The sequence below is a fragment of the Flavobacterium sp. 9 genome (genome assembly GCF_002754195.1).
Lineage (GTDB): Bacteria > Bacteroidota > Bacteroidia > Flavobacteriales > Flavobacteriaceae > Flavobacterium.
The window spans coordinates 2168855-2188105 of sequence record NZ_PEEU01000001.1 but is presented as its reverse complement, the minus strand read 5'-3'; the positions used below and the strand labels follow the sequence as shown (position 1 = coordinate 2188105).

Sequence of the window (19251 nt, the reverse complement as noted above, 5' to 3'; positions counted from 1 at the left end):
AGTTGAAAAACTATTGGCTTTTTTTATTGCTTTAAAAACTTATAGTGTCGGATTTCGGCTGTATGATAAGCTACTTTTACGATATGTTTTGTTAGGTTAATAATTAGTAAAACATCTCCTTATATTTATTTTTAGTTATTTTAAATTAGTAAACTTTAAGTAGAAAATAAAATAAGGAATAAAGGATTAAACCGTTTAAACTTGATTTAGACGGTTTTTTTTATGCCTTACCTTATTTGGACTTGCAACAAAAAGTCGGACAAATTTTCTAAGACCTATGCTACACTTTCTATTTTATAAAATTCTAGTTCCATTTCTTTAGGTGTTTTATATCCCAAAGAAGAATGCAGACGTTTTCTATTATACCATACTTCTATATATTCAAAGACTGCTAATTTAGCTTCTTCAATGGTTGTGAATTTATGCTGATAGATAAGTTCTGCTTTAAGGGTCTTGAAAAAACTTTCAGCTACAGCATTATCCCAACAATTAGCTTTTCTACTCATACTTTGAGTGATTAAAGTATTTTTATTAATCAATTTTCTGAATTCTATCGAAGCATATTGTATTCCTCTATCTGAATGAAAAAGTAAAGATTCTGTTATTTCTCTTTTTGATACTGCCATTTTCCAAGCTGGAATAATCGTTTGATCGGTATACATTCGTGTGCTTAATGACCATCCTATAACCTGCCTGTCATATAAATCAATAATAGTAGTAAGATATAACCAGCCGGCAGCTGTTCTTATATAGGTTATATCAGACACCCAAACCTCATTAAGTGATTTTGGTGTAAAATTTCTATTGAGATGATTACTGCACACTGGATATCGATGATTAGAATCTGTGGTTACTTTAAAGCGTCTTTTAAGTTTACTTCTCCAGCCATTAAGAAGCATCAATTTAGCAACTTTCCTTTTGGATATTTTATATCCTTTTCTTTTTAGCTGTTCCGCTATTCTGGGACTTCCGTAAGTTTGACTGCTTAGATCAAAAACTTCTTTTATTAAATCTGTAAATAGACTATTTTCTATAAATCTATTAGAAGGACCGCCACTGAACCATCTATAATAACTACTTCGGCTTACTTTTAAAACGCTGCACATCTTTTCAATAGGATATAAATGTTTATAGCTGACTATAAATTGGTAGATTTCCCATCGCTCTTGGAAAAGATGTGAACGGCCTTTTTTAATATCTCAAGCTCTAATTCTTTTTCTTTAAGGGCTTTTCGTAATTGTTTTACTTCTAAAGAATCTATCTCTGTCTTTTTAGAAATAATTGGTTGTAGATTAGTAAATGTTTTTTGAGAAGACCTCCATTTATAAATACGCTCTACCTGGACGCCTAGTTCATCTGCTAATTCTTTGATGTTTTCTCGCTCGTAACTTAATCGTACTGCTGATGATTTAAACTCAGCACTGTAAACTCGTTTTTTCATAATTCTAAGATATTTATTTTTATTTAAACAGTCTTAAAATTTATGTCCCAGTAAATGTAGCAACTCCATTTTTAATAAAGTATTGATTGTTGAGACAAAAAAGAGGACTTACTATTATGTTTTTAGAATGCACAATGTTTAACGATTTGCACAGGAAAGAATTCTTACGGTAACGAGAGATAAAAATTAAATGCATTTTATTGCGTTTATAATATAGTAACAATAAATCCCTATATCGTTTTGAATTATATTGGATTAGTAAACATTTAGTGGAAAACATAAAAGGGTAAACCGTCTGGATTAAATTTCAGGCGGTTTTTTTAAAATAAAAAAGCCGATAGTTTTGACACTATCGGCTTTTTTGCAACTAACACAAACATTTTTATTTTACGAACTTGTTGATGATTGCATCTGTTTCTGCTTTTGTTGCGTCTGGTTTTAAATCAAACAAAAGAGAATAAAGAGCTTTTCTATCAACTTTAGCTTCTAGGTTTAAGTCTTGATGTCTGTCAAAAAGAGTTTGCCATTTGTCACGAACATTTTTCCAAAGTGCATTGTTGGCAACCCACCATTTTTGAGCAGCGATACATTTAACATCTGGAACTTTAGTGTAAATATCCATTCCTTTTTCTTGTGCTAACAAGACATCTTTTCCACTGTCATCTCTAACTAGTTTATCGTTGTCTTGCTCATGATTCCATCCTGTAGCAGTAATTTCATGAATGTTTCTTCTTTTCAAAACATTATAGTCATTACGTATAGTTTGCTCTCTTCTTGGTAAAGGCGCATCAGCAACATTTGACCAGTAATCTTGTCCGTCAACGTGTACCCAAGTCGAAGATCCTTCATATCTAGGACTATCATCTACTTGATATACTTTTTGAGTCCATTGTCCTTTAACAGCCTTCTTTTCTAATTTTTTGTATTTCCAAGAAGTTCCTTTGTCAAATGAATATAAATCAGTGTTTTCATACAGCCAATCTTGTCTCCAGTGTTTGATGATCATATCATCGCTTACTATTAATAAGTGTTGCATTACAATTTTATTTGGAGTGTCTTCTAAAAGTTCTACCCATTCTAATGCAGATTCATGTTTAGTTGGTGAAGACTTATATGTAATAGAATCTTTAGGGTATTTAAAAGTTTCTGTAAAATTAAATTTTACTTCATAACAACCACACATTGATTTGATTGACTTAATGTCTTGTTGTTTTTTGTCCTGACTGAAACCAAGGCTGCATGTCAAAGCCATTATGGCTGAAAAATAGAGGCTTTTTGAAATCATAACTTTATTTTTTTGTTTTAAAATTTTTCGCAAATATATGTTTTTTATTTAGAACAAATAAAAATAGTTTCTATATTTGCGCCATTATTAAGACTGAATAAAAATAATGAAAATAAAATTTACCCTTTTTGCTGCTTTTCTTTTTTGCCAAATATCCTTTGCGCAGCAAAAAGATACTGTTGCATCTCGAGAAAAACTTTCTGAAGTAGTTGTTACTGGACAATTGGAACCACAATCTATAAAAAAATCTGTTTTTAATGTTCGAGTGATTACTAAAGAGAATATAAAGCAACTTGCAGCAAATAATTTAGCTGATGTTTTAAATCAGTATCTGAATATTAGCGTAACGTCGAATGGTGATGATGGGCGCTCAAAGGTTTCTATGTTTGGATTAGATGCCCAGTATTTTAAAATTTTGGTTGATAACATACCACTAGTAAGTGATACAGGTATGGGGACAAATGTCGATTTAACACAGGTGAATCTTGATGATGTTGAACGTATTGAAATAATTGAAGGCTCGATGGGAGTAACTCACGGAGCGAATGCAGTAACGGGAATTTTAAATATTATTACTAAAAAAGGAGGCGGATATAAGTGGCAGATAAGTGCAACTGTTCAGGAAGAAACAGTTGGAAAGGAATTTGCTTTTTTTGATAAAGGACGTCATATACAATCAGTTAAAATTGGTCATAATTTTAATGAAAATTGGTTTGTTAACATAGGAGCGAATCGCAATGCAATGGCTGGTTTTTATGATAATAAACAAGGAAAAGATTACGACAAAAATGATGATCTTAGGGGATATACACAACTGCCGAAAGAACAATTGGTAGGAAATGCGATTCTGGGGTATCAAAAAGATGCTTTTAGAATTTTTTACAAATTTGATTATTATGGTGAAGATGTACATTTTTACAGTCCAATCTTAAATATACAGGATAATTATCCTTTTCCGGATACTTATTTTGCAAAGGATAAAAGATATATTACCAATCGTTTTTATCATCATCTAAACGCAAGTGGTAATGTCTTCTCAAAATTAAAATATAATGTTTCGGTTTCTCAACAAAAACAAGAACGTGATTTAGAAAATTTCGAGTATCAAATTGAAACACGCAAAGAATTTAATAACGAGAGAAAGAATTATCAATCAAAAGAGGTATTTTATTCTACGGGAACATTGAGTAATTTCTTTGATAGTAAAAAAGTTGATTTTCAGCTAGGTTATGAAATTACAAATGAAAATGGATTTTATGATTCATCAGTTGGAGCTTTTAGAGATGATAATCAGCAGGCAGTAGATATTAGGAAGAGACTTGAGAATTATGATATTTATTCGGTTGCCGAAATTAGTGTAAGCGATAAATTCTCAATTCGTCCGGGACTTCGATTTTCATTTCAATCCGCTTTTGAAAATCAGTATGCAAGTTCATTAGGTTTACGATATCTTTTTGATAAAGGATTGGAAGCAAGAGCTTCTTTAGGTAAATCATATCGAACTCCGAACTTTGATGAATTGTATACATATTTTGTCGATTCTAATCACAATATGCAAGGAAATCCAGATTTGATTCCTGAAAACAGCACTTCTTATGAAGTAAGTTTTAAAAGAGCTTGTACGTTTGATTCTGGTGGACAAATCTCAAATAACTTGGCTGTAACCTATTTAGATGTTGACGATCGAATTGATTTGGTTACAACTCAGGTCAAACCGACTTGGAATTATAAATATCTTAATATCAACAAATACAAAATGTGGAACATTTCCACTGTTGAGCAATACACTTATAAAAATTGGAATGTAATGTTGGGAGCTGCGGTAGTTGGAATTTCCAGAAAACTTGATTTAGCTGCTGAAAACTTAGTATCTGATGATAAGTTTTTCTATTCGCTAAGATTAAATTCAAGCATCTCTTATAATATTTCTAAATGGAATACTTTGTTGGCTGTTTTTTATAAATATAATGGGCAGCAGCAACAGTATGTAGCAGGAACTGGCGCCGATGGAAAAGCTGGTTTCTTTTTAGAGGAATTACAGCCTTATAGTTGGATGGATGCTTCTATTCGAAAATCATTTTTTAAAAATCAATTTGAAATTACTGTTGGAGCCAGAAACCTCTTTAATGTTACTAGTCTTCAATCTGTTCAGAATGGAGGGGGAGGCGATGCATCTGGAGGAGCACATGGCGGAGCGAGTACTGATATGATGTTAGGATATGGCCGCTCTTACTTCTTAAAACTTACGTATAATCTAAATTTTAATTAATATATAAATACCATGAAAAAGAACTTTATTTTAATTCTTTCTTTCGTATTACTTGCTTTTACAGCTTGTAATAATGACGATGATCAAACGGTTGCTGTTAATTCAGTCGCTTTTGCTGCAACTTCAGTAAATTTAACTGCTGCCGCAACTCCAATCGAGATAAAATTTGCAACTCCTACAGCAGCTGCCGGATCGCTAACTGTATCATTTGTGGAAACTGCTGTTGTAAGTGGTACTGACTTTACGACTTTGCCAGCTGCTGCAGGAAAAACGGTTGTAATTCCTTTTGAAAAAAATGTTTCTTCCGTGTCTTTTACTTTCAATAAATTAAAAGATGCTGTGGAAGGTCAGGTGAAAAATGTAGTATTTACTATTGTAAGTGCTACTATCAATACTACAATTGCTGAAAAGAAAACTATTCAGGTGAACTTTAATGAAACTGCATCTTTAGGAAGTTCGTTAGCCCCTGAAGTTGGTGGGCCAACACAGCCAAATCAAGTTTTCGTTGATTTAAGCAGCGGAAAAATGACAAGTGTTCTAAGAACTTCTTGGGATTTAGGTTTTTATTCTGGAGCAGATTTTAGAGTTGTAATAAACCATACTGTGAAAATGTCTGCTAAGCAAACAGCTAGTACTAATATTGATGAAGTTCAAGCAGAAGATGCAACAATGCTTGTTAATGGTAGTGGAGATCCTGCTCAAGTTGATGATCCTACTGGAATTCTTACTAAAACAGCTATTGCGACAATCTCTGCAACAGATGCTGATAACAAAGTATATTTAATTAATATGGGAAGTAATCCTGCTTCTGTACAACCAGCACCAGGTAAAGAAGGTTCAGGCACAGGAACTTCGAGAGGATGGAAAAAAGTTAGAATTTTAAGAAGTGGTAATGATTATAAAGTTCAGTATGCTGATATTGCAGCTACAACTCACGAAGAAATTATTGTTACAAAAAATGCAGCTTATAACTTTACATTTTTAAGTCTTCTGGATAAAAAAACGGTTAGTGTAGAGCCTCAAAAAGCACAATGGGATATTAGCTTTACAAGTTTTACTAATGTTATCCAAGGACAAAATGGGTTAACTCCATATAGTTTTGCAGATTTTGTTTTAGGTAATCTTAATGGTGGCGCACAAGCTTATCAGGTACTTACAACTGCTTTTACATACGATGCATTTACATTAGCAAATGTTGAGAGCGCTAAATTCACAGCGGATCAAAGAAATATCGGTTCAAACTGGAGAAGTACTACTGGAGGAGGAACTGATGCAAACGGAAATCCAATTTCTGCACTTACAGTGAAAACAGATCGTTTCTTTGTGGTTAAAGATCCTGCAGGAAATGTTTATAAAGTGAAATTTACAGGAGGTTTAAATGCTGGAGGAGAAAGAGGTTATCCTACATTCCAATATGCTATTTTGAAATAATTCATAATGAAAAACTAAAGACTATAAAGGTTATTTCATAATACTATATGATGTCTTGCATCAAAAAATAGTTAATCATTAGCTTTGTTTTTTTTATTTTTTTTTGATAAAGAGGTTAGATTCGTCTAGCCTCTTTTTTTGTTTTTAGTTCAAATAAAATGAACAATACATTCATTTTTAGTCCTATCTTTGCGCATATTTTTTTACAGGCAATTAATACAGATTTAAATATGGTTTAATTCTTGTAATGCTATTCTTCAAATTTATAATTAGTAGGTGAATACAAAATCTTATTTTTTTCAGTCTTTTGCAATCGTAGCTTTAGCGTTTGTAGCCTTTATTGGATTTAAGCAAATCTTGCCGGATAAAATCTTTTCAGAAAGTAAAATTGATTCCAAAAATGTACTAATCGATAGTATGCTTTTAGAATCAGTGGCAAAAGATTCATTATCGCTAAAAGGCGATAGTATCGAGGAGAGCGAGCGAAGACTGGGCGAGGAAAAAATCATTTATAATGCTACAGAAGGAATTGAATTTCCATCTGAGACTTTTGATAATTACAAAGGTTATCAGTATTTGATATCTTTTTATGAAAAATTATACCAGCTTGAAAAGAATCCGCAGAGCAATGTCAGAATTGCTTATTATGGAGATTCCATGACAGATGGAGATTTAATTGTGCAGGATGTTCGTGCCAATTATCAGGAACGTTTTGGTGGAAACGGAGTTGGTTTTGTGCCTATAACTTCGGAATCTTCTGCTTCCAGAGGTTCCGTAAAATCATTGTATTCTAAGAACTGGAAAACACAATCATATTTGAATGTCAAGAGACCAATAAGTCCTTTTGGTGTAAACGGACACGTATTTTTTGCAAATGATAAAGCAAATTCAACCTGGGTTCAATACGAAGCTGGATTAAATAAAAACTCAACATCATTAGATAATCCAACATTGTTTTATGGAAGAGCTTCTAAAAGAGGAAATGTAAATTTTGTGATCGGAAGAGATACATTACGAAAAAGCTTAATTCCGAATAATTTAGTAAATACTTTAAAAGTTACTTCAGGAAGTATAAAAGCTTTCAAAGCAAACTTTATTCACGCAGATTCAATTCCGATTTACGGATTTAATTTTGATAATGGAAAAGGAGTTCACGTTGATAACTTCTCACAAAGAGGAAATTCAGGATTGCCAATTTCTGGTTTTGATGCAGGCGTAATGCAAGCATTTAATACTAATCTAAAATACGATTTGATTATCTTGCATTATGGAACCAACGTATTGAACTACGGAACTAAGAATTATTTCTGGTACGAAAGAGGAATGAAAAAAACAGTAAATAAAATCAAAGAATCATTCCCTGGAGTTTCGATTTTGATTATTTCAACCGCAGATAAATCGACTAAGTATGATCTTGAAATGAAAACAGATTCTGCTGTTGTTCCTTTAATGAAAGCTCAAAAAAGATATGCATTAGAAACCGAATCAGGATTTGTAAATTTATATACTTTAATGGGCGGTGACGGATCGATGGTAAAATGGGTTGACGAATCTCCGGCGAAAGCCAATAAAGATTATACACACTTTAATCAGCGTGGTGCAAAAGCAATTGGTAGATTATTGTACGATCAATTGAACAAAGGATACGAAGAATATAAAGTACTTCGTGAGAATAGAGAAACTGTTACCGATAAACGAAAAACAGTCAAAAAAACAAATACAGACTCTGTTTCTGTAAAAAAAGATAGCGTAGATGACTAGACTTCTAATTTTGTTTTGTTGCCTTTTTTTCTCAACAAACGAAAAACCAAAAACGACAGATTCACATCCAATAGCAAAAAATATGATTCACAAAGTCGATTCAGCAGTGATTGAACCCTTTTCTGATCAGGAGATTTATAATGCAAAAGTATTAGAAAGCTTTTTTGAGAAATTGCAGAAAAATGAAAAGAACAACAATCAAAAGATAAACATTGTTCATATTGGAGATTCTCATATTCAGGGTGATTTAATGACCAATGAAATCAGAAAGAATCTACAGCAGAAATTTGGAAATGCAGGTCGTGGTTTAGTTTTTCCTTATCAATTAGCCAATACAAACGGATCTTATAATGAGCGTTTTCGTTCGAATAGAGTATGGGAAAGTTACCGAAATATTCATCCCTTTAAAAACGTTCCTATTGGTTTAAGCGGAATTGGACTTTGGAGAGATACTGGTGGTTTTGCAGTTGAACTGAATGTCAAAGATGCGGCTTATAAGTTTAATACAATTCGAATTATTACGCCGCAAAACCAGAATATGTTTGATTTGGCAACATCAGCGCAAACCAATATTATTCAGTCGACAGAGCGAAAAGTAATAACACACAAAATCAAAAAAGGAGAAGCGATATCGACAATTGCTGATAAATACAATGTTTCAGTTGCCGAAATCAAAAGAAACAATCACTTAAAGTCAGATAATATTCGTGCTGGAAGAGTTTTGAAAATTCAAACAAACGAAACAAAACCTAAGGCAATCAAGAATTCTTCGTTTGTTTCTTTAGATTTAGAATCAGATTCCTTTAGTCATTATTACAATTCAGATAAAGCATTAGATAAAATTTATTTGATTCCGAATAAAGACGCTAAAAAATATGAACTAAACGGAATTGTTCTCGAGAAGGATTCACCAGGGTTAATTTACAGCAGTATTGGAGTAAACGGTGCTAAGTTTTCGGATTATACTAAATATCCTTTGTTCTTTGAGCAGTTAAAAGCGTTACATCCTGATTTGTTGGTCCTTTCTTTAGGAACAAATGAAAGCTACGATCATATGGAAGCTCCGGCTTATATTGAACAGATTCGTCAGTTTATTAAGAAAGTCAGAGAACAAAATATAAACGTTCCGATAATTATTAGCACGCCGGCGCCGTCTTTGCTTAAAGGCAGAAGAACTAATACTTATATATTCGATTATGCCAGAAGTATAATTCAAATTGCCGAAACGGATAATATTGCCGTTTGGGATTTATATGATGAATTTGGAGGAATGCATGGAATTAATCAATTAAAAACTCAAGGATTAATAGGACCGGATTGGGTTCATTATTCTAAAAACGGATACGAAAAGCAAGGGAATTTGTTTACACAGGCATTTTTAAGCGCATACAATAATTTTAAATTAAAGAATTAAGTTGATTACAATTGATAGCATAAATGATTGGTTTGTTCAAAATTTTGGTGCAATTACCTTAGAACAAGCTAAAAGTTGGTTTATATACAATCCCGAGGAAAAATTATTGTTTAACACAGGTTTATTCTTAGGACTGTTTTTGGTTTTTTATTTTGTGTATGCTTTTTTACGCAAGACATTTTATTTAAGATTAACGTATGTTATTCTGTTCTCGCTTTTCTTTTATTATAAGTCAAGCGGAATTTACTTTTTACTATTGTTGCTTTCATCTGTTGTCGATTATGGCTTGAGTCAGATTATTTTTAAAGCAACAAAAGACAGTACAAAGAAAATTTATCTTGTAATAAGTGTGATCCTGAATTTAGGATTACTAGGATATTTCAAGTACATGAATTTCATGATTGTGACATTCAATGATATGTTTCATGGTAATTATCAGCTTCATGATGTTTTTCTTCCTGTCGGAATTTCGTTTTATACTTTTCAATCGATGAGTTATATTATTGAGATTTATCGTGAAGAAATTAAACCGACAAAAAACTATATCGAATATTTATTTTTCGTTTCGTTTTTCCCGCAATTAGTTGCCGGACCAATCGTTAGAGCAAAAGATTTCTTGCCGCAGATTTATCAAAAATTAAATCTAACAAAGCAAGATGTAAATAACGCTTTGTTTTTAATCATTGGCGGATTAATTAAGAAAACTGTAATCTCAAATTATATCTCTATAAATTTCGTTGACCGTGTTTTTGATACGCCAATGAATTATACTTCATTCGAAAATTTAATGGCATCTTATGGATATGCGATTCAAATTTATTGTGACTTTTCAGGATATTCAGATATGGCAATCGGAATTGCTTTGTTATTAGGTTTCAAATTACCGGCCAACTTTAGAACACCATACAAATCAACTTCGATAACAGATTTCTGGAGAAGATGGCATATTTCGCTTTCAACTTGGTTAAAAGATTTCTTGTATATCTCTATTGGAGGAAACAGAGAAGGAACATTCGCAGGATATTTATTCCCAAGTTTATTCTTTTTTGGGTTATTGCTTTGGGGAATTTCAAACGTAAGTGTGAGTTATATTCCATTAGGTATTGCAATTGGAGCACTAGTTATCTTTTGTTTGACATTTTTACTTTCGAAGAAAAAAAATCAAACGCTTGTAACCAATTTCAATTTGTTTACCACAATGCTTTTAGGCGGATTATGGCATGGAGCCGGAGCACAATTTATTGTTTGGGGAGCATTACACGGATTAGCATTAGCGGTACATAAAATTTTCATGGAATTTTTCCCTTCTAAGAAAGATGGTAAAGGTTCAGGTTTTTTATGGAAATTCTTTTCAATCGTAATTACATTCCATTTTGTAGTTTTCTGTTGGATCTTTTTCCGCGCCAGAGATTTCGAAACGGCGTTACAAGTAATCAATAATATTGGTCAATTGACTTTCGAACCAGAACATTGGAAAGCAATTGTTTTAGGATATAAAAATGTGTTTGGATTAATGCTTTTCGGATATGTTTGGCATTTCTTACCTGAAGTTATTACAGACAAAATGAAATTTGTTTTCGATAAAACACCTTTATTAGGAAAAGCAATTATCCTTGGTTTCGTATATTGGATCGTTTACGCAACAGCAGTTGCAGGTTCACAACCTTTTATTTATTTCCAATTTTAATTAAGAAGGTTCAAAGGGACAAAGTTACAAAGGCGCAAAGGTTTATATTTTGCGCTTTTTTAATGAATGCCACAGATTAAAAGATTAAAATGATTTTTAAAATCTGCTAAATCTGCGTGAAACAAAAAAACTTTGCGTCTTAGCGACTTTGCGAGCAAAAAAACATAGCGAACTTTGCGTAAAACTTGGCGCACTTTGCGGTAAAATCAAAACGTACTTTGTACTTAAATAAAAAATTGCCTGAAATATCTAATTAGATTATCTTTGCACTTCAAATAAAGAAAAAATTATGTTTGATAATTTAAGTGATAAGTTAGATAAAGCGTTCCATATATTAAAAGGACACGGTAAAATTACAGAAGTAAACGTTGCCGAAACCTTAAAAGAAGTTCGTCGTGCCTTACTTGATGCCGATGTTAACTTTAAAATTGCTAAAGATTTTACTGCCAAAGTAAAAGAAAAAGCAATTGGTCAGGACGTTTTAACAACACTTCAACCAGGACAATTATTGGTGAAGTTGGTAAAAGACGAACTAACAGAATTAATGGGTGGAGATGTTGCGGGAATCAACCTTTCTGGAAATCCAAGCATTATCTTAATGTCAGGATTGCAAGGTTCTGGTAAAACAACTTTCTCTGGTAAGCTTGCCAATTTTTTAAAGACTAAGAAAAATAAAAAACCACTTCTTGTAGCTTGTGATATCTACCGTCCTGCGGCGATTAATCAGTTGCACGTTGTTGGAGATCAAATAGGTGTTGAGGTTTACTCAGAGCCGGAAAATAAAAATCCTGTAGAGATTGCTCAAAACGCAATCAAACATGCAAAAGCAAACGGTTTCAACGTAGTTATTGTCGATACAGCCGGACGTCTTGCAGTAGATCAGGAAATGATGGATGAAATTGCTCGTGTTCATAAAGCAATTCAGCCACAAGAAACTTTGTTTGTTGTTGATGCAATGACAGGACAAGATGCTGTAAATACAGCAAAAGCCTTCAACGATATCTTAAACTTCGACGGAGTTATTTTAACGAAATTAGATGGTGATACACGTGGTGGAGCTGCAATTTCGATTAAATCGGTTGTAAACAAACCAATCAAATTTGTGGGTACAGGCGAGAAGATGGAAGCAATTGATGTTTTCTATCCAGATCGTATGGCTGAGCGTATCTTAGGTATGGGAGACGTTGTGTCTCTTGTAGAAAGAGCGCAAGAACAATTTGACGAAGAAGAAGCAAGAAAACTTCAAAAGAAAATCGCTAAGAACGAATTTGGTTTTGATGATTTCTTAACTCAAATTCAGCAAGTAAAGAAAATGGGTAATATGAAGGACTTGGTTGGAATGATACCGGGAGCTTCAAAAGCCATGAAAGATGTAGAAATAGAAGATGATGCTTTTAAACATATAGAAGCAATCATTCACTCGATGACGCCAATCGAAAGAAGCAAACCTGCCATAATCGACGTAAAAAGGAAAGCCAGAATCGCTAAAGGTTCCGGAACCAAAGTCGAGCAAGTAAATCAGTTAATGAAGCAATTCGACCAAATGAGCAAAATGATGAAGATGATGCAAGGTCCAGGCGGAAAAAACCTGATGAAAATGATGGGAGGCATGAAAGGAATGCCAGGCGGAATGCCGAGATAATAAAATACAAAAAGTTTCAAGTTTAAAGTTTCAAGTTCAGAGACTAAAACTTGAAACTTTTTTGATTAAATAAATTATAGTTTCGTTTTAAGGAAGAACCTGAAACTTGAAACCTGAAACAAAAAAAATAAACTTGAAACAAAAAACAATGCAACTACTAGACGGTAAAAAAACAGCTGAAGACATTAAAAACGAAATTGCAGCCGAAGTTCAATCAATAAAAGATGCCGGAGGAAAAGTACCTCATTTGGCAGCAGTAATTGTTGGAACAAACGGAGCGAGTTTAACTTACGTAGGAAGTAAAGTAAAATCTTGCCAGCAAATAGGCTTTGATTCAACTTTGGTAAGTTTACCGGAAGACATCACCGAAGAAGCTTTACTGGCAAAAATCAAAGAATTAAACGAAGATGACGATCTTGACGGATTCATCGTTCAGTTGCCATTGCCAAAACATATCGACGAACAAAAAATATTATTGGCAATCGATCCAGATAAAGATGTTGATGGTTTTCACCCAACAAACTTTGGTAGAATGGCTCTAGAAATGGAAAGTTTCATTCCTGCAACACCATTCGGAATCATGCAATTATTAGAACGTTATAACGTAGAAACTGCCGGAAAACACACCGTTGTTATTGGTAGAAGCCACATTGTAGGTCGCCCAATGAGTATCTTAATGAGCCGCAAAGGAAATCCTGGAGATTCAACAGTTACATTAACTCACAGTAGAACTAAAAATTTAGCTGAATTCACTAAAAATGCAGATATTATTATCACGGCTTTAGGAGTTCCTGAATTCTTAAAAGCAGATATGGTTAAAGACGGAGTTGTAATCGTAGACGTTGGAATTACTCGTGTAGAAGATGCATCAAACCCAAAAGGGTATGTTATCAAAGGTGATGTTGATTTTGACGGTGTAAGCAAGAAATCATCGTTTATCACGCCAGTTCCTGGTGGAGTAGGACCAATGACAATTGCGATGTTGCTTAAAAATACACTTTTAGCAAGAAAAATGAGAAGCGCGAAAAAATAATTTTTGCAATCAAATCATAAACAAAGCCTATTCAATCGAGTAGGCTTTGTTGTTTTATATACTTTGGGCGTGACCGTATTTACAAAAGGCGCTATTTAACATACCGCTTATGCGCGCCTTTCGCAAATATGGTCGGGCTATCCATGCTACTTCGGTAGCTTATTCCTATCCCTCACGCAAATATTAGGAGAGTGATTAAATCTCAACGGGCAATGTCATTAAGTTAAGCTTTAAACACAATCCCTTTGCGATCTCAAAGCAAAGCGCAATTCACAAAGCTTTGAGAACTTTGCGTAATACTTTGCGAACTTTGCGGTAAAATTTTATGTGTCGAGTTACTTACGGGGCTTCGACTCCGCTCAGCCTGACAAGATTGCGTTTTAAAAATAAACCTAACTTGATAATTGTTCAACGGGACGAGATTTAACTCCGCTAGGAGTTACAGGTCGGTAGTAAAAATATATATCGTGAACCCATAAAATATCCCGTAGGGATTACACATTTTAGATAATACAGATTTATTTAAACGCATCGAAAAAAATCACAATAAAAAAATCCAATTTTTATACTTGTCAATTCAAAATAAAACATAACTTTGCAATACAAAGTACTTTTATTATGAATCAGAAGCACCAAGAAGATTTAGCACATATTCGTTCCATGATGGAGCGCTCTTCAAGATTTATATCGTTAAGCGGACTCTCAGGAGTATTTGCCGGACTTTCAGCTTTAATTGGAGGCTTATATGTTTATCAGCTTTTTAAAGCAAACGGACTTGAATATTTTGATGGAGAACATAAATTATATTCAGCCAATTTGGTTTCTCATTTATTTATTACCGGAGTTGTTATTTTGATCTGTGCTTTTGCGTTTGGACTTCTTTTTACGATCAGAAAAAGTAGAAAATATGATTTGCCTATTTGGACATCTGCAACAAAAAAAATGCTGTTTAATTTAGCCGTTCCACTTTTGGCTGGAGGTATATTTTGTTTGGCACTTTTGTATCATGAAATTTATGGTTTAGTAGCGCCGGCAACTTTAATTTTTTATGGTTTGGCACTTATAAATGCTGAAAAGTATACTTTTTCGGATATTAAATATTTAGGATTCTGTGAGTTAGTATTAGGGTTTATTTCTCTTTTTTATATTGGATATGGTTTAGTTTTTTGGATCATAGGATTTGGTATTTTGCATATCTTGTACGGATTAATAATGTTCAAAAAATATAAATAATCCAAGCAATGGGAATTATTGATAAACTAAATAAAGATTTTGAAAGCCGTGTCAGATTGGGAATTATGTCCATTCTGATGGTTAATGAATGGGTTGATTTTACCGAGATGAAAAACCTCCTTAATATCACCGATGGAAATTTAGCAAGTCATTCCTCAGCGCTTGAAAAGTCAGAATATATCGAAGTCAAAAAAGAGTTTGTAGGCAAAAAGCCCAAAACCTCGTATCAAGTTACACCTAGAGGACGTGCGGCCTTTAAAGAGCACTTATCTTATCTTGAAAAATTAATGAAATCTTAATAACTATATTTTTTTATCTAAATACTTTGAAATACAAAGTACTTTTGAAATTTAAAATCATGAATTTGCCATTGAAAAAAAGGTGAAACAACCATTTAAGAAAGGGCAATTCCATATTTGATAAACAAAAAATTAAAATCAACAATCATGAAAAAACACCAGATTATCTTAGCTAGCAGTTTGATTTTTACACTGCTTTTTTACAACGAGTCAGTAGGAGTTAATCTCGCTATTTTTGGACTATTATTAACTTGTTTAATTTCCTATTCATTTCAGGATCGTTCTGTTGACAGGTCGCATTTGGTTTTGGTAATTACTTCAGTTTTATCTTGTTTGGCATTTGCCTGGTATGGCGATGCTGCGTCTTTTTTTGCTATGGCAATATCAGTTCTCTTTTTGCAATTCAAGACTCAGGATTCACAACTTAAAATAATACAAATTTTTCCGCTTGTGTTTTTAAATGCATTTGCCACATTAGGACGTGTTTTTATGTTTGGTCAATGGCTTCCGGAAAGAAAAATTCACAACAATTTTGCTAAAAAACTAGTGGCTTATGTTGTAATTCCAACGATCTTTTTAGTGGTCTTTTTTGCAGCTTATTCATTCGGGAGTGCTCATTTTTCGTCTTTGCTAACAGATTATACTTTAGATCTTGATATTGTTCAGGTTATTCTAATAGGAATTCTGGGATTTTATATCTCGTTCAGTTTTTGGAATTATTGGGTACCGGAAATTTGTTATGAAAAAAACGAAATACTTGACAATGAATTCAGTAATGTAAACGAAATCAAAAATCAAAATACATTTTCTTTTCTTGATTTAGATTTCGAAAGAAAGAGCGGAGAAATTACTTTATTTCTTCTGAATTTTATGCTTTTAATTTTTATCGTGACCTATAATTACGAGCAGTTTTTTGAAGTTGTCACAGCTCAAGCTTCTAAACTTAGTTCAGATACACACGAGAGAGTAAATGCTGTGATTTTTTCGATCATAATGGCGGTTGGTGTAATCTTATTTTATTTCAAAGGCGGATTCAATTTTGATAAAAAAGCAGCAAATCTTAAAAAACTGGCGCAAATTTGGATCGTATTAAATGGGCTTTTAATAGTAAGTACAATCATTAAAAACTCAGAATATGTTTCTTTCTTCGGGTTAACCTACAAACGATTGGGAGTTTATGCTTTTCTAATTTTAGCAATAATAGGCTTAGTGTTTACATTCTTAAAAATCAGAAGACAAAAAACAAATGCCTATTTAGTCAATCAAATGGTTTGGTATTTCTACGGAACAATACTTTTGTGTAGTTTTGTAAATTGGGGAAATCTAATTACAAATTACAATATCTCTGTAAATAAAGGAGTAGAACCAAGGTTTTTAAGCAGTTTGAATTTTAATGATGAAGCCCGAAGAGAATATTTTTTAAAGAATGATTTAGATGGTCGATTGCAAGAAATTAACAGAGAAGAGCTAATTAATGGATATCAGAATGAATCATTTTTATCAAAAGCGCTCTATTATGAGTTTGTGAGTAATAAATAGTTAATGAAAACCGTCTTAAATATGTTATTAAGGCGGTTTTTTAATGCCTAATTGTTTTTGATTTTAAAAATAAAAGATACTTTTGCAGCACTTAAAAAATGACTTCTCCAATGGACGATTATTATTCGTTAGTATTTAATTAAAATAGCTTTTTGATCTTTTCAAATTGCTATAATAAAACCCGCAATTTTGAAATGAAAGCCTTTTACAAAAACAACAACGGATTAATCGAAACTCAAGAATGGATTCCAAATTGCTGGATCAATATCGAATCTCCTTCAGAAACCGAAAAAAAATATTTACTGGAAGAGCTTCAAATTCCTGAAGCATTTTACAATGACATTGAAGATATCGACGAAAGACCTCGTATCGAAATAGAAGATGGCTGGACGCTTATTATTATGCGTGTTCCTATAAAAAGTAACGACGTAAAGTTGCCTTTTCAAACCATTCCGATGGGTTTAATTTTTAAAAAAGATATTTGTGTTACCATTAGCTTTTATGAAACACAAATAATCTCTGATTTTGTACAATACACCAGACGAAAAAATATACATATAAAAGACAACTACGATTTAGTTTTAAGATTGTTATTGTCGTCAAGTGTTTGGTATTTGAAATATCTAAAACAAATCAATCAAAAGATAAAACTGGCCGAAGATAATTTGGAGAAATCGATCAAAAATGCAGAATTACAAGCGCTTTTGCAAATCGAAAAATGTTTGGTGTTTTTTATTACTTCCTTAAAAGGAAACGATGTTTTATTTCACAGAATTAAAAATCTAAAAGCTCACAGAGAACATTTTGATTCTGATTTATTAGAAGATGTTGATATCGAGTTAGGCCAGGCGCAAGATACAGCCAATATTTATAGCAACATTTTGACAGGAATGATGGACGCTTATGCATCGGTAATTTCTAATAATATGAATAATATTATGAAGCAAATGACTTCGATTTCTATTATTCTAATGATTCCTACTTTGATCGCCAGTTTATACGGAATGAACGTGCCAAATGGTATGGAAGAAAGTAAATATGGATTTTGGATACTTCTTTTTATATCCGTTATTTTATCTTCTTGCGGAGCATTTTTGTTTAAAAGAAGAAGATGGTTTTGATAAAAATATTTTCGAAATAGTTTATAAAAGAGAAATCCCATTCGCCGCGACGAATGGGATTTCTCTTTTTATAAATTTAATAATCTCCTTTTTTCTTAAATCGGGGATCATATTTTGAAATAAATTCTGTTCTTCTGGTTGGAGGAGTTTTAGGAGCTTTAGGAGCTTCTACTTTTGGTAAACTCGCTTCCTCGGTTTTACTGGATGGTTCAATCAATTGATTTAATTCTTTAATCTCATCATCAGTCAAATCGCGATAACGACCAACCGGAATATCAAGCGATATATTAATAATTCGGATACGTTTAAGCGCCGTTACATCATAACCCAGATATTCAGTCATTCTACGAATCTGACGGTTTAAACCTTGCGTTAAAATAATTTTAAACGTGTATTTACTGATCTGTTCCACTTTACATTTTCGGGTAACCGTATCCAAAATCGGAACACCATTTCCCATTCGTTCAATAAAACGATCCGTAATCGGTCTGTTAACCGTTACCGTATATTCTTTTTCGTGATTGTTTCTGGCGCGCAAAATCTTGTTTACGATATCACCATCATTCGTCATAAAAATTAATCCTTCACTGGCTTTATCCAATCTTCCAATCGGAAAAATACGTTTTGGATAATTAATATAATCCACAATATTATTTCGTACCTCTAAATTCGTTGTACATTCAATTCCAACCGGTTTGTTGAAAGCCAGGTAAACCAATTTTTCATGTTTCTCAACAATCAATTTTCCGTCAATACGTACTTCATCATTTGGTGAAACTTTCGTTCCCATTTCAGGCACAACACCATTTATTGTTACACGTCCTTCTTCAATAAGTTTATCCGCTTCACGACGAGAACAATAACCTGTTTCTCCAATAAATTTATTAAGACGTTTTAAATTCTCTTCCATATTGCAAAAGTAAGCAAAATTTAGACTTCTTAGAATTTTAGATTTCAGACTTTATGAGGGGCAAAATCTTCATAAAAGTTTTATAGTACGCGGATGACACGGATTTGCTTCGCAAAGACGCGGATTAAAACGGATTTTTTCTTTTTAATTTTCGCGCTCAAGATAACAAACATGCGGTTACTTTAT

Annotated in this window: 15 protein-coding genes; 11 read left to right on the top strand and 4 right to left on the bottom strand. The window is 32.9% G+C overall.

Going from position 1 to position 19251, the window contains the following annotated elements:
• Positions 1-275 precede the first annotated feature (275 nt).
• The 3 genes from CLU81_RS08615 to CLU81_RS08605 all read right to left on the bottom strand — a co-directional run bounded on the left by CLU81_RS08615 (position 276) and on the right by CLU81_RS08605 (position 2726).
• On the bottom strand, positions 276-1142 hold the full coding sequence (locus CLU81_RS08615; protein WP_233209776.1) for an IS3 family transposase: 867 nt from the start codon (positions 1140-1142) through the stop codon (positions 276-278).
• Positions 1139-1441: a transposase gene (locus CLU81_RS08610; RefSeq protein WP_099707978.1), complete on the bottom strand. Its 303-nt coding sequence runs from the start codon at positions 1439-1441 to the stop codon at positions 1139-1141. The genes CLU81_RS08615 and CLU81_RS08610 overlap by 4 nt, the downstream gene beginning before the upstream one ends.
• 382 nt (positions 1442-1823) lie before the next feature.
• Positions 1824-2726: a DUF6607 family protein gene (locus CLU81_RS08605; RefSeq protein ID WP_099712709.1), complete on the bottom strand. Its 903-nt coding sequence runs from the start codon at positions 2724-2726 to the stop codon at positions 1824-1826.
• Positions 2727-2832: 106 nt separating this feature from the next.
• Between CLU81_RS08605 and CLU81_RS08600 the strand changes: the two genes are divergently transcribed.
• The 11 genes from CLU81_RS08600 to CLU81_RS08550 all read left to right on the top strand — a co-directional run bounded on the left by CLU81_RS08600 (position 2833) and on the right by CLU81_RS08550 (position 18155).
• Positions 2833-4995 carry a TonB-dependent siderophore receptor gene (locus tag CLU81_RS08600; protein WP_099709443.1) on the top strand — a complete coding sequence of 721 codons (2163 nt, stop codon included), beginning with the start codon at positions 2833-2835 and terminating at the stop codon, positions 4993-4995.
• 12 nt (positions 4996-5007) lie between these two features.
• Positions 5008-6426, top strand: a complete 1419-nt coding sequence (locus tag CLU81_RS08595; protein ID WP_099709442.1) for an HmuY family protein — start codon at positions 5008-5010, stop codon at positions 6424-6426.
• A 276-nt stretch (positions 6427-6702) separates the two neighbouring features.
• Complete coding sequence (locus CLU81_RS08590; RefSeq protein ID WP_099709441.1) at positions 6703-8187, top strand: SGNH/GDSL hydrolase family protein; 1485 nt, start codon at positions 6703-6705, stop codon at positions 8185-8187.
• Entirely contained in the window at positions 8180-9601 is a 1422-nt protein-coding gene (locus CLU81_RS08585) for a GDSL-type esterase/lipase family protein (protein WP_099709440.1), read from the top strand. The genes CLU81_RS08590 and CLU81_RS08585 overlap by 8 nt, the downstream gene beginning before the upstream one ends.
• Before the next feature lies 1 nt (position 9602).
• Complete coding sequence (locus CLU81_RS08580; protein ID WP_099709439.1) at positions 9603-11288, top strand: MBOAT family protein; 1686 nt, start codon at positions 9603-9605, stop codon at positions 11286-11288.
• A gap of 289 nt (positions 11289-11577) precedes the next feature.
• The gene (gene ffh / locus CLU81_RS08575; protein ID WP_099709438.1) at positions 11578-12930 is read left to right on the top strand and encodes a signal recognition particle protein; all 1353 of its coding nucleotides are present in this window, start codon (positions 11578-11580) and stop codon (positions 12928-12930) included.
• 148 nt (positions 12931-13078) lie between these two features.
• The gene (locus tag CLU81_RS08570; protein WP_056255237.1) at positions 13079-13963 is read left to right on the top strand and encodes a bifunctional 5,10-methylenetetrahydrofolate dehydrogenase/5,10-methenyltetrahydrofolate cyclohydrolase; all 885 of its coding nucleotides are present in this window, start codon (positions 13079-13081) and stop codon (positions 13961-13963) included.
• A 618-nt stretch (positions 13964-14581) separates the two neighbouring features.
• Positions 14582-15196: a hypothetical protein gene (locus tag CLU81_RS08565; RefSeq protein ID WP_099709437.1), complete on the top strand. Its 615-nt coding sequence runs from the start codon at positions 14582-14584 to the stop codon at positions 15194-15196.
• A gap of 8 nt (positions 15197-15204) precedes the next feature.
• Entirely contained in the window at positions 15205-15495 is a 291-nt protein-coding gene (locus tag CLU81_RS08560) for a transcriptional regulator (protein WP_065450961.1), read from the top strand.
• Between the two features lie 147 nt (positions 15496-15642).
• A complete protein-coding gene (locus tag CLU81_RS08555; protein ID WP_099709436.1) occupies positions 15643-17034 on the top strand; it encodes a DUF4173 domain-containing protein in 1392 nt (463 codons plus the stop codon).
• A 194-nt stretch (positions 17035-17228) separates the two neighbouring features.
• Positions 17229-18155 (top strand): magnesium transporter CorA family protein, encoded by a 927-nt coding sequence (locus tag CLU81_RS08550; RefSeq protein ID WP_099709435.1) that lies wholly within the window; start codon positions 17229-17231, stop codon positions 18153-18155.
• A 76-nt stretch (positions 18156-18231) separates the two neighbouring features.
• On the opposite strand, the gene rluF is transcribed toward CLU81_RS08550, so the two are convergent.
• On the bottom strand, positions 18232-19065 hold the full coding sequence (gene rluF, locus CLU81_RS08545; RefSeq protein WP_099709434.1) for a 23S rRNA pseudouridine(2604) synthase RluF: 834 nt from the start codon (positions 19063-19065) through the stop codon (positions 18232-18234).
• Between the last annotated feature and the right edge of the window lie 186 nt (positions 19066-19251).